The sequence below is a fragment of the Streptomyces sp. NPDC006296 genome, from assembly GCF_040613235.1.
In the GTDB taxonomy this organism is placed as follows: Bacteria; Actinomycetota; Actinomycetes; order Streptomycetales; family Streptomycetaceae; genus Streptomyces.
The window spans coordinates 106690-117894 of the sequence record NZ_JBEXRT010000021.1 but is presented as its reverse complement, the minus strand read 5'-3'; the positions used below and the strand labels follow the sequence as shown (position 1 = coordinate 117894).

General features: G+C 70.5%; 11 protein-coding genes and 1 pseudogene. 6 read left to right on the top strand and 6 right to left on the bottom strand.

Annotated elements, in window-relative coordinates; genetic code table 11:
* From ABZ172_RS17270 to ABZ172_RS17255, 4 genes are all read right to left on the bottom strand, one after another.
* On the bottom strand, positions 1-141 hold a 141-nt coding region (locus ABZ172_RS17270; RefSeq protein ID WP_356884568.1), incomplete at its 3' end, for a leucine zipper domain-containing protein.
* A gap of 835 nt (positions 142-976) precedes the next feature.
* Positions 977-2095 carry an alkene reductase gene (locus tag ABZ172_RS17265; protein ID WP_356884563.1) on the bottom strand — a complete coding sequence of 373 codons (1119 nt, stop codon included), beginning with the start codon at positions 2093-2095 and terminating at the stop codon, positions 977-979.
* A 61-nt stretch (positions 2096-2156) separates the two neighbouring features.
* Positions 2157-2759, bottom strand: a complete 603-nt coding sequence (locus tag ABZ172_RS17260) for an NAD(P)-binding domain-containing protein (protein WP_356884562.1) — start codon at positions 2757-2759, stop codon at positions 2157-2159.
* Positions 2756-3787 carry a zinc-binding dehydrogenase gene (locus ABZ172_RS17255; RefSeq protein WP_356884561.1) on the bottom strand — a complete coding sequence of 344 codons (1032 nt, stop codon included), beginning with the start codon at positions 3785-3787 and terminating at the stop codon, positions 2756-2758. The genes ABZ172_RS17260 and ABZ172_RS17255 overlap by 4 nt, the downstream gene beginning before the upstream one ends.
* A gap of 95 nt (positions 3788-3882) precedes the next feature.
* Here ABZ172_RS17255 and ABZ172_RS17250 point away from each other — a divergent pair, with 95 nt between their 5' ends.
* The 5 genes from ABZ172_RS17250 to ABZ172_RS17230 all read left to right on the top strand — a co-directional run bounded on the left by ABZ172_RS17250 (position 3883) and on the right by ABZ172_RS17230 (position 7354).
* On the top strand, positions 3883-4482 hold the full coding sequence (locus ABZ172_RS17250) for a TetR family transcriptional regulator (protein ID WP_356884560.1): 600 nt from the start codon (positions 3883-3885) through the stop codon (positions 4480-4482).
* Between the two features lie 155 nt (positions 4483-4637).
* The gene (locus tag ABZ172_RS17245; protein WP_356884559.1) at positions 4638-4808 is read left to right on the top strand and encodes a hypothetical protein; all 171 of its coding nucleotides are present in this window, start codon (positions 4638-4640) and stop codon (positions 4806-4808) included.
* A 104-nt stretch (positions 4809-4912) separates the two neighbouring features.
* On the top strand, positions 4913-5248 hold the full coding sequence (locus tag ABZ172_RS17240) for a PadR family transcriptional regulator (protein ID WP_356884558.1): 336 nt from the start codon (positions 4913-4915) through the stop codon (positions 5246-5248).
* Entirely contained in the window at positions 5245-6132 is an 888-nt protein-coding gene (locus ABZ172_RS17235; RefSeq protein WP_356884557.1) for a hypothetical protein, read from the top strand. The genes ABZ172_RS17240 and ABZ172_RS17235 overlap by 4 nt, the downstream gene beginning before the upstream one ends.
* 265 nt (positions 6133-6397) lie before the next feature.
* Positions 6398-7354: a DUF4184 family protein gene (locus tag ABZ172_RS17230; RefSeq protein ID WP_356884556.1), complete on the top strand. Its 957-nt coding sequence runs from the start codon at positions 6398-6400 to the stop codon at positions 7352-7354.
* Positions 7355-8044: 690 nt separating this feature from the next.
* On the opposite strand, the gene ABZ172_RS17225 is transcribed toward ABZ172_RS17230, so the two are convergent.
* Both ABZ172_RS17225 and ABZ172_RS17220 read right to left on the bottom strand, forming a co-directional pair.
* On the bottom strand, positions 8045-8275 hold the full coding sequence (locus ABZ172_RS17225) for a 4-oxalocrotonate tautomerase family protein (protein ID WP_356884555.1): 231 nt from the start codon (positions 8273-8275) through the stop codon (positions 8045-8047).
* 548 nt (positions 8276-8823) lie between these two features.
* A complete protein-coding gene (locus tag ABZ172_RS17220; RefSeq protein ID WP_356884554.1) occupies positions 8824-9606 on the bottom strand; it encodes an SDR family oxidoreductase in 783 nt (260 codons plus the stop codon).
* 158 nt (positions 9607-9764) lie between these two features.
* On the opposite strand from ABZ172_RS17220, the pseudogene ABZ172_RS17215 reads away from it, so the two are divergent.
* A pseudogene (locus ABZ172_RS17215) lies at positions 9765-10670 on the top strand (helix-turn-helix transcriptional regulator).
* Positions 10671-11205 lie beyond the last annotated feature (535 nt).

The following is an 11205-nucleotide window of genomic DNA, read 5'->3' as shown; positions in this document are numbered from 1 at the left end:
CCACCGCCGCATCCATTTGTGGGCGGTGGCCCGCGAGATGCCCATCTCGGCTGCGACGTGGGCGACCGGCCGACCCGAGCGGATCCGTTCGACCAACAACTGCCTACCGAAAACGGTTAGCCGGGCATTACGGTGGGACACGAAGACCTCCGTGCGGTGAGTTTTTAGACAGCTCCCACCACACCGGAGGTCTTCGTCATGTTCAAGACCTACCGAGTGTCAACAACGCTCGTGATCAATACAGACGGGAGTCACCCGCCTCCTGGCTTGCGCCCGGCACTGTTCGCGGACGCTGCGCTGCGGCGGACGGGCAGGCGGGCCTGGTGGGGGGCCACTGTTCACGATTCGCGGGCCCGCCGTCTCCCGCTGTAGGGCCGGGATCGCTGAATTCCTGCGTGCTGTCCGCTTCGCTCCACCGCTCGTGGGCCGTCGGTGCCGCCGGCGGCCACGCAGCAGCGCTTCCTCCGGGCTCCGGTCGTCGTGCACGGCCGGAGCCGAGGAGGGCGAACGCGCCCGGCTCCCGGGTGAAGCCCCTCTTGTGGTCGCACAGGTGAAGCACGTACCGACGGGCCCCACCGTGGATCAGCGCGGAGGTGTTCACCGGCTCCGGCCGGCCGTCCAGGCCCGTCGCGAGGAGTTTCACGCGCAAGGTCGGCGAGGTGGGAGGCGCAGCAGAGGTCGTAGGGGCGGCGCCCCTTTCGCCGCGATGTCGTGGACGTTGACTCGATGGAAGAGCCGAGCAGTTGCCGGCTCCGGCACAGGGTGCCCGGCCCGGGTCCAGCCGCCCTCTGATCGAGGACGTGGATGTGGTCGGCGTGCATGGATACGGTGAGCCGGTGGGTGACGAGCACGGCGGCGTACCCCTCCTCGGCCAGGAACCACAGCCCGTGAACGCGACGATCTCCGCATGGGATCGAGGTTTGTCCACATCTGTTCTGTCGGTCTGATTCAGCTGGCCCGATCGCCTCCGGGCACGTCAGGCACGATCCCGGGTCACGGTGGGGTAGTCCGTGTATCCCTCCGCACCACCGGCGTAGTACGTGTCGCGGTTGCCTGCGGCCAGAGGGTGGCCGTGGGTGAACCGATCGACGAGGTCCGGATTGGCGATGAAGGGAGCACCGAAGGAAACCGCGTCAGCCAGCTTTCGTTCGAGCAGCTCGTTGCCGGTCGCCTGTGTGAAGCCGGAATTGGCGATGACAGCCCCGCGGTAGTGGGTGCGGAAGCGGGTGAACGCGGTGAAGGTGCCGTCGGTTCCCGTGTCGGGTTCCGGCCCCACGAGGTGGAGATAGGCCAGGTCGGTGTCGCTGAGGCGCTTGAGGAGCAGGTCGTAGTCGGTCAGCGTCTCGGCGTCCGCGGTGAAGGCCGGTTCGCGACGCCAGTAGGGGGAGAGTTTGACGCCGATGCGGTCGCCGCCCCACACGCTGCTGACGGCATCCACGATGTCGAACAGGAGCTGGGCCCGCTTCTCACTGCTCCCGCCGTAGGCGTCGGTGCGCTGGTTCAGGCGGGGGTTGAGGAACTGGGCCACGAGGTGGGATGCCTGCGCGTGGATCTCCAAGCCGTCGAAGCCGGCGCGCAGCGCGTTGGCGGCGGCCTGCCGGTAGGTGTCGATCGTGGTGCCGATGTCCGCCGCGGTCAAGGCGCGGGGCGTGACCGTGTCCTTCGGCCCGTCGGGAGTGAAGGACATCTCCCGGGGGTTGATCGCCGAGGGGCCGGCGGGCAGGCGGCCGCCGAGGTGGTCGGGATGGGAGACGGCGCCGACGTGGCCGATCTGCGAGATGATTCTGCCTCCCGCTGCGTGCACGGATTCGGTGACCTTGGCCCAGCCGGAGGTCTGAGCGTCCGTGTAGATGCCGGGGACGTTGACGAAGCCGATCGCGTCCGGGCTGGCCCAGGTTCCTTCGCTGATGATCAGGCCGGAGCCGGCACGCTGCGTGTAGTAGGTGGCGTGCAGGGCGGTGGGGGCCAGTTCCGCGTTGGTGGCCCGGGAGCGCGTCATGGGAGCCACGACGACGCGGTTGGGCAGTTCGAGCGCGCCCAGTCGAACGGGCTGCAGGAGGGGCTGGTTGCCGGATGCCGGAGTCGGGTCGGACATGAGGATCTCTTTCGTGAAGGTGCTTCTCGCGGACGCGGGGAGCACGAGCGGCTGCGTGGGATCAGTCCTGCTTGAGGGCGTGGAGGCCGGACAGGGGCCCGCCGAGCTGGATGAGGCGGCCTCCCTCGCGCAGCGTTCCGAGGTCGACGGGCGCGAAGCCGAACTGGGAGGCCAGGCCCGTTACGGTGTTCTTGGCGTCCGTGTCGTCGCCGGCCAGGAACAGCACCTGGCGCCCGGCCTCGTGGCGGGGATCGGGGGCGATGAACTGTGCGAAGAGGGCGTTGAAGGCCTTCACCACGCGTGCGCCGGGCAGCAGGGAGGCCACGTATTCGCTTCCGGTGAGGTCGCCCAGGTCGGCGATCCTCATGTTCGCGGGAGGGGATTGGAACTGGTTGGTGGCGTCGATGACCACGGTCCCGTCCAGGGGCGGGAGTCTGGCGGCGACATCGGGGACGTGCGGCCAGCCGACCGCGAGCACGACGAGGTCTGCGCCTGCCGCCTCGGCGGGGGTTGCGGCCGTCGCGCGTGCGCCGAGATCCTTCACCAGCGGAGCCAAGGACGCGGGTCCTCGGCTGTTGCTGAGCATGACATCGTGGCCGTGCCGGATCGCGTGCCGGGCGATGCCCTGGGCGATGGTTCCGGCTCCAAGCGTTCCGATCTTCATCGGGCCACCCCCTGCCCGGGGTCGGCCGACTGCGCCGTGGTGAGCAGGACGGTCCCGGTCCTGGCCGGGCGGCGGGCGTGTTCGATGGCCGCCCTGAAATCGGCGAGGTCGTAGCTGGCCGCGACTTCGAGCAGGTCCGGCGTGTTCCGTGCCAGGTCCAGGGCGAAGGCGATGTCCCGGGCCCGCTCCTTCGGAGGCCGGCTCATCCACTGCAACACGCTCACACCCCGGACGGTCAGCGACCGTTGGATGAGTGGCAGCCGCTCCAGCGGGGTGGTGCCGGAGCCCAGTTGCCCGTAGGAGAGGAGGGTGCCGCCGTCGGCGAGCAGCTCGGCGAGGTCCCGGGTCATGGCACCGCCGACGCAGTCGAGGACGACCCGGATGCCCGCCCGGCCGGCGCCGCGGCGGACCTGATCCCGCCAGTCGTCGTCGCAAGTCGCGATCACGGGCAGCGTGGGGTACAGCGTTCGCATCTTCCGGGCACCCGATGCGCTGCGTACGAGGTTGATCAGGGGCAGATCGTGCCGGACCGCGACCGTACTGACCAGCCGGCCGACGGAGGAACCGGCAGCTGTCTGGAGGACGGAGCCCTGCCGGCCGCGCAGGGCACTGTCCAGCGCGCGGTACAGCATGCGCAGTGTCAGAGGATTGACAAGCATCAGGGCCGCGGTCTCGTCGCTGACCTCATCCGGCACACCAACGATCCGGTCGGCCGCGACGACGACGTACTCGGCCCACGTCCCCGGCGCCGGGAAGACCGCCACGCGCTGACCGGGACCGAGCGTGTGCACGTCCGGCCCGACGCTCTCGATGACCCCCATCCCCTCCACTCCGGGAGTCCGGGCATCCGACTGCTGTTCCCAAAGTTCCGGCAGCCCCTCCACACCGGCCAGGTCGCCCGGATGGACGGGCCGGACCCGCATGCGGACCAGAACCTGCCCGGCACCGGGACGCGGTCGCTCGGGCTCCTCCCTCAGCGTGAGTACCTGTGCGGGTTCTCCCTGCCGGGTGTGCACCACGCTGCGCATGACTCCCCCACTCCCTATTGATGATGACCAACATTAAAACAATGATGAGAGGTAACATTGAAAAGGTCAAACACAGTCGAGGCGGGAGGGCGGACATGCCGCGGATCACCAAGGAAGACAAGGCCAGGAATCGGCAGAACATCGTCGAGGCGGCCGGGCGCATGTTCCGCGCACAGGGCATCGGCTCCGTCGGGATCGCGGACCTGATGAAGGAAGCGGGCCTGACCCACGGCGGCTTCTACAACCACTTCGCATCCAAGGACGACCTGGCCGCCGAGGTGTGCAACGCCTCGTTCGCGGCGTCTTTGGGCGCCCTGGAGCAGGCCGTCGAGGAAGGGGGCGATCCCGCCGGCCCACCGCTGAGGCGAGTGGTGGACGACTATCTCTCGATCGCCCACCGCGACGCTCCGGACGGCGGCTGCCCCTCCGCCTCCCTGGTCACCGACGCAGGGCGGCACAACGACACGATTCAGCGCTCGTACGCAGCCGGCGTGGAAGGGTACCTCGCGGGCTTCGCCGCAGAACTCGCCCGTGAGCAGGATGAGGAGATCAGCCCGCAGCAGGCCCGGGACCGGGCGGTGCTGCTGCTCAGCAGGCTGATCGGGGCGATGGTGCTCGCCCGAGCGGTCCGCCACGTCCGGCCCGAACTGTCCGACGAGATTCTGCGGACCTGCCGCGCCCACGCTCTCGACTGATCAGCTTGGGTGGCACGGCCACGGCGGCGTGCGAAGGCACGCATCCTGACCACTGCGCGACCGGCCACCTCACCCGCGTCCGCAATCTCCTCCGCCTCGCGGCTGAACGCACCGGACCACGCTCACCGGTCGGGGTCTCGCGGAGAGTCGGACCGATGGAGCCATGCGTTGATGTTGAAGCCCTGAGCGCCTCGGTCGGGGGTGTGACCTCGATCGAGCAGACCGCCCGTCTGCGGTTCAAGCGGCTGATCACCGCGGCCTCGCTCACCGCGCCCCACCACCGGCCGGCCGGTTCGAGCCCCACATGCACAGTCGCCTCGGCCTGAACCGGACGGCCTGGTCGGCGACGGTGCCCGGCCCACGCACCCGCGAGCACGAGACCCTGCGACTCCGGTCCACGTAGGTCCGTTGGGCGGAATACTCTGTCGGCATGAGCGAACGAGGAATGCAGGAGCTGGCCCTGCTGCTGCTGACGGCGCTGGCCAATGCCCCTCGGCACGGGTATGCCGTCGCCCAGGAGGTCAAGGCCATCACCGACGGCCGCGTGACGCCGCGCACCGGGGCACTCTACGGGGCGCTGGACAGGCTGCTGGCGGAGGGTTTGATCCGGGTGGAGCGTGAGGAGGTGGTGGCCGGCCGGGCCCGTCGTGTCTTCTCTCTCGCTCCCGCAGGGCGGGAGCGACTGGAGGCCGAGGCGGAGCGGTTGGCCGCGACCGCCCGGGAGGTCAGGCGGCGTCTGGCCGACGGCGCGGCGGCACCGGCGTGAGCGAACCCCTGATCCGTCTGTATCCGGCTGCCTACCGGGCTGCTCACGGGCAGGAAATCATCGACGTGCACCAGGAGATGACGGCGGACATGCCGCGTGCGGCCCGACTGCGTGCGGATGCCGACCTGGCCGCGCACGCCCTGCGGGTTCGGCTGGGGCTTGACTCGGCATCGCCCGCAGGGCGTTTCTTCGCCCTGGCTGCCCCGTTCGCACTGGCGGCCGGCGCGGTGGACAGCGGGCTGCATCTGACGCGCTGGTACGCCGGGCTCGTTCTCTCGCCGTCCCCGGTATGGGTACAGCTGTCCACCGTGGATGGCGCGTGGGGCATGTACATGTTGCTCTCACTGCTGGTGTGCGTCGGTGCGGTCATCGCCTTGACCGGCCGGTGGGGGCCGGGTACGGGGATGGCCGTGTGCGGGCTGCTGGGAACGGCCGTGCAGTGGGCCGCCGGCGCTCGCGTGTACGGCGAGGGGGACATCGCTCCGGTCGCGGTGTTGCTGACCGTCGCCGTCGTCCTCGCCTGCCCTCCGGATCGACGCGGTGACAGGCAGCTGTCGGCTGCGGCCGGAGCTATGGCTGCCGCAGCCTGGTTTCCCGTCGTGGTCGTGAATGCAGGGGCCTATACAGGGGTCTTCGGTGTGACCACCGACTACGGCGCCTGGCCGATGCTGGTCCTCGCCTCGACGGGGGCCGTCCTCGCCCTGCGCGCGCGTTCCTCGGGTCTGCGCGAGGTGGGCGCGATGGCCACGGCCTCTCCGCCCCTGGTCGCCCACTCTTACGCGACCGTCTGGGGCGATCCCCGGCCCGCCCTCGGCGCCCTTCTCCTTCTGTCGGTTGTGGCCGCACTCACCGCGTTCTGCCAGGCAGTGCGGCGCCGACGCTGACCCGGTCTTCCCGTTTCCGGCCGGCCGGCCGCCGACGGGCGGCCGGCTCTGCCGTGCCGACCATATGTCTCGCCTGACAGCTTCCGCGCCGACAGCATGCCGCGCCCGTTGCGATAGTCCGTTGAGTTGAATACTCTGTCCGAGGTTTCATCCGGGACTGTCGTCCGGGCCGGCCGTGCGATCTCGGGTGCCCCGTCGAAAGGGCGCCCGCAGCGTGATGCGCGGTGCCCCCGCCCGGTCCCTTCCGAGCAGAGAAGATCATCAGGTGCCGTTCACCTTGTCCCACCCCGCAGCGGTGCTGCCGCTGATGCGTCGGCCCTTCGTTCCGGCGGCTCTGGTCGCGGGCGCCGTGGCCCCCGACGTCCCGTACTTCACGGGCACCCTCGGTGTGTCCGAGACCAGCCCCCAGGGCTGGTACGGGCCACTCCTCAACGCCACGGAGACCCACTCGCTCGGTGTGGGTCCGGTGGTCGGTCTGCCCCTCGCCATCGGTCTGGTCGCCGCTTCCCGGATGCTGCGCGCACCCCTCACGGCACTGCTCCCGTCCGGCCTCCGCCTTCCGGAACCCGAGCGGACGACCGGCCTGCCGGCCGCGGTCCGCCACACCATGTGGCTACTGCTCTCCGCCCTGATCGGTATCGCCTCCCACCTCGCGTGGGACTCCTTCACCCACGGCGACGGCTTCCTGGTCACCCACGTGCAGTCGCTGCGCGCCCCGGCCCCGGGAGGCCTGACGGCCGCCCGGCTGCTGCAGTACGCGAGCACCGCCGTCGGCCTGGCGGCCGTCGGCCGGCACCTTTGGCGGCGTCGGGGCCGTCTGCGCACCGACGCCGGCACCGAGACCGTCGCCCGACCGGGTCCCGTCATGCGGTGGAGCGTGGTGACTCTGCTGGTTGTGGCGCCCGTGCTGGGCGGCGCCGTCCACAGCCGTGACGACTTCAACGCCTACCGCTATGCGATCGAAGTGGACTACAGCCGACCGACTACCGTCGACCTGGGCGACGGCGCGAGCGAGACCACCTATCCCTCCGAGCGGGTCCAGGCTCCGTGGGGGACCCTCGCCGAAGGCGTGTTGACCGGAGCCGCCAAGAGAGCGGGCGCTTCGTTCACGGTCGCACTGCTGCTGTACTCCGCCACCTGGCATATCGGCGCCGTTTTGCGCCGGCCGGCCACGGTGTCCAGCCCCGCCTCCTCGCCGCAACCGGCTCAGGTCGGGAAGTGACGGCGCTCGGCAGACGGGCACCCGTGCCCTGACCGCCGAGGTGCCTGCTTCAGCCCCGGCGACGGCCGGCAGGATCGAGCTGCGCGAGGTGACCGGGCGACCGCGTCGAGCTTCCGTGGTGAACGGGCCGTTCGGGCGCGGCGGGGTGGCCGAGCCGGCGTCGGCCCGGGGGCGGACCGGACCGTTCCGGGTTCGGGTCCGTGCCCCACTGCTCGTGGCCGGAATCGTGGCAGAGCCTGTCCCACCGGAGACCTCGTCGAAGCCATGCAGCGTGTCGGTTGTGATCTCAGCCCTCAGGGTCAGGACCCGGGCCGGCCGGGCAGACTCGCCCTCGCAGAGGACCGGGGTCCCGATACGTCGCCCCGGCAGGACTGGCTGGGGGCCATCGAGGGGGACCGTCAGGAGTCGGATGCAGCATCCGCTTCAGGGGATGTCGAGGAGACTGCTTCCTGACGCCGTCGCAGCGGCAGCGGCAGCGGCAGCGGCAGCGGCAGCGGCAGCGGCAGCGGCAGAACGAGATCCGGCACAGCGAATGCTCGCCCGGAGCACCCCCTGGTGCCATGGCGCGGGCACCGGTCGCGGAAGCAGGTCGCGCAGCACGGGTGGCGCCCGGCCGAGGGCCGCCGGGTGTGATCGGCGGCCCTCGGCTTCACGGTGCTGTCGTGGCCGACTGACGGCTGTTGGATGCGGTCAGGCGTCGCTGGTGTCGATCGGTGTCGCCTCATCGAGCACGGCGAGGGTCAGCACGTTGCCGGAGATGCCCCAGCCGCCGTCGGCGACCTCTTCGACCAGGATCATGGTGTTGTTACGGGCGCGCTCGCCGTAGATCTCGACGTACAGCTCGGTGGTGCGGGTGACGATCTGCTCCTTCTGCTTGGGGGTGAGGGTGTTCTCGGGGACCTTGAAGTTCGCGAACGGCATGAGGTTGTTCCTTCTCTCAGTGGGGCGTTGCAGGGAGCTGCCTGCGGTGAGCAGGCCGTCCGGTCCGAAGCGGCGGAAGAAGTCGGCGCGGAGGCGGTCGGCAACCGCGGAGACGGCTTCGCCGCCGTCTCGGCTGGGGGTTCATGCAGGTGCGCCGGGACCGAGGGCCATGCGTCATCGCGACCTTGCGCGCGACGCCTGGGGAGGCCTCGGTCACTTCGGCGTCCGAAGGCAGGAGCGCTGCCGGGCGTTCACCTGGATTGCCCGTCAGGGCTGCGGCGTCGGCGGGGTCCTCAAAGGTGACGTCCCGCTCGACGGCGTGCACGTCGACGTGGTGGTCGGTGCCGCAGTGCGTCGGGGCGGCCGCCGCGGTCGCGTTACGGGGCGTGGGCTGGCGATCCGCGCGTGCACGGTGTGACCGGAAAGGGACGGAGCACGCACGGACAGCGCTCCGATGCCGCTGGAGGCCTCGGTGACGGGGATGGCCTTTCCGGCGTCGTCGTTCCTCACGACAGGTTCTTTCGTTGATCGAGGGGCCGACTGGGGGGTCAGATGATTCCGCCGTTGACGCGGACGACCTGTCCGTTGATCCAGTGGCCGGCCGGGGAGGCCAGGAACGCGACGGCCTCGGCGATGTCGGACGGCGTACCGAGTCGCTCGAGCGGGGGCTGGGCGGCCAGGCGGGCGACGGTCTCCTCGTCCTTGCCGTCCAGGAAGAGGTCGGTGGCCGTAGGGCCGGGCGCGACGGCGTTGGCGGTGACGTCCCGGCCCCGCAGTTCCCGGGCCAGGATCAGTGTCAGCGCCTCGACCGCACCTTTGCTGGCGGAGTACGCGCCGTAGTTCGGGAAGGCCAGCCCCACCACGGACGTGGAGAACGTCACGATCGCACCACCGGGGCGCACCCGACGGGCGGCCTGCTGGACGACGACGAAGGTGCCGCGGATGTTGGTGCGGTACAGGTCGTCCAGGACGGCCAGGTCCAGCTCGGCGATCGGCGCCATGTGTGCCTGCCCGGCCGCGTGCACGACGACGTCGATACCGCCGAACTCTGCTTCGGCCTCGTCGAACAGGGCTGCGACGGCGTGTTCGTCGGCGACGTCAGCGCGTACCGCGATCGCCCGGGCACCGCTGTTGACGGCCTCCTTCACTGCGGCTTGGGCCTCGTCCCGGTTGCCGGCGTAGCCGACCACGACGGCGTACCCGTCGGCGGCCAGCCGGCTGACGGTCTGGCGGCCGATGCCGCGTGAGCCGCCGGTGACGATCGCGACTCGGGGTGAGGCGGAGGACTGGGCCGGGGCGGTGATCCCGTCGAGGGAGGTCGGGAGGGGCATTCTTGACTCCTGTGGTGAATGCGGGTCGGGCCGCGGTCTCGCCGTCGCCCTGCTGCGTCCTTGACGATCGGCCGGTCCGCCGCCCCTAGCCAGGGCTGCGTCTACCCAGGGGATGCCACCCCCTGGCTACGTCCTGGCGCGCGCGAGATCATGAAGGGGTGAACCTTCCAGAACTCGGCGCCTTCCTCCGGACACGCCGCGACCGCGTCCTGCCCGCCGAGGTCGGTCTCCCTCAAGGCCCGCGCCGGCGCGTCCCCGGACTGCGCCGTGAGGAGGTCGCCCAGCTGGCAGGGCTGTCGGCCGACTACTACACCGAGCTGGAACGGGGCAGCGCGAAAAACGGCGTGCAGCCCTCGGCCCAGGCCCTGGCCGCCCTCGCCCGAGCCCTGCGCCTCAACGGCGACGAGCGGGACCACCTGTTCCACCTGGCGGAGCGACCGGTGCCCCCGTCGGCACACGGATCGTCGGCACACGTGCAGCCCGCGCTTCTCGGACTGCTGGACCGGCTGTCCAACACCCCCGCGCGCGTCATCACCGACCTGCACGAGACCCTGGTGGAAAACGACCTGGCCCGGAACCTGCTCGGCACGTCACCGGCACACCGCGGCCCGGCGGCGAGCTTCGTGTACTGCTGATTCACCGACCCGCATACCCGGCAGAGGTACCCGGTCGAGGACCACCCGTACCACTCCCGGGTGTTCGTGGCCGACCTCCAGGCAGCGGCCGCCCGGCGCGGGCGGAACACCGAGGTCACGAGGATGGTTGCCGCGCTACGCCGCCGCAGCCAGGAGTTCGCAGCCCTTTGGGACACCCACGACGTCGCGGTGCGCCGCATGGACCACAAGAAGATCCTCCATCCCACGCTCGGCGTCATCGAACTCGACTGCTACAACCTGCTCAGCGAGGACGGACGCCAGCGTCTGCTGTGGTTCACCGCGCCGCCCGGAAGCCGGGGAGCCGAACAACTGGAACTGCTCTCTGTCGTAGGGACCCAGGACCTCAGCGTCACCGAGAGCACGGCACCGGAGACATCGTCCGCGGCGGAATCGGGACCGCTGCGCTGATCCGCGCCGCAAGGGAGGGCTGCCCTGCCGGCGAGGCGTGGGGCGGCTTCCCCACGCGCCGAACATCGCCGTGCGGTGACCCGACGGCCTTCACCAGGCAGCACCCTCCCATGGGGAGCGGCGTCTCAAGGACTCGGAACACACGCTCGCCCGGCCCGTCGCCCTGCAGGAGCCGGGCACGGCCCGAGACAGCGTCTGGAACGACACCAGGCTCCCTTTGTCTGCCGGCGAGACATCCCAGCACTGACCCCGCCGGTCTTCGAGCCGTCCTTGGTGCCGTTGCCGCGACGCTCGAAGAGGGCGAACGGCCCTGCGCCGCCGTGCTGGCGCTCGCAGACCGGCTGGAACTTGAAGCGGACGAGGTGAGGCAGCTCGGCAACCTCTGTGGCGCCTCTGCCCGTCTACGCCATCTGCTCGGACTGCGGTTGAGCCTTCGCGCCTGAGCTGTCTCTCCGGTCACGGTGAGATGATCTTGTTGTGGCTGGTGCGATCACGGCGTCGGAGCGCTCTTGGACACCGGTCGCCGGCGCGACCC

What these genes read in the sequence shown, in the direction of transcription:
- ABZ172_RS17240 (WP_356884558.1), top strand. Translation starts at nt 4,913, where the DNA reads ATGAGCGAACGAGGAATGCAGGAGCTGGCCCTGCTGCTGCTGACGGCG.
- ABZ172_RS17225 (WP_356884555.1), bottom strand. Translation starts at nt 8,275, where the DNA reads ATGCCGTTCGCGAACTTCAAGGTCCCCGAGAACACCCTCACCCCCAAG.
- ABZ172_RS17245 (WP_356884559.1), top strand. Translation starts at nt 4,638, where the DNA reads ATGGAGCCATGCGTTGATGTTGAAGCCCTGAGCGCCTCGGTCGGGGGT.
- ABZ172_RS17250 (WP_356884560.1), top strand. Translation starts at nt 3,883, where the DNA reads ATGCCGCGGATCACCAAGGAAGACAAGGCCAGGAATCGGCAGAACATC.
- ABZ172_RS17265 (WP_356884563.1), bottom strand. Translation starts at nt 2,095, where the DNA reads ATGTCCGACCCGACTCCGGCATCCGGCAACCAGCCCCTCCTGCAGCCC.
- ABZ172_RS17260 (WP_356884562.1), bottom strand. Translation starts at nt 2,759, where the DNA reads ATGAAGATCGGAACGCTTGGAGCCGGAACCATCGCCCAGGGCATCGCC.
- ABZ172_RS17220 (WP_356884554.1), bottom strand. Translation starts at nt 9,606, where the DNA reads ATGCCCCTCCCGACCTCCCTCGACGGGATCACCGCCCCGGCCCAGTCC.
- ABZ172_RS17255 (WP_356884561.1), bottom strand. Translation starts at nt 3,787, where the DNA reads ATGCGCAGCGTGGTGCACACCCGGCAGGGAGAACCCGCACAGGTACTC.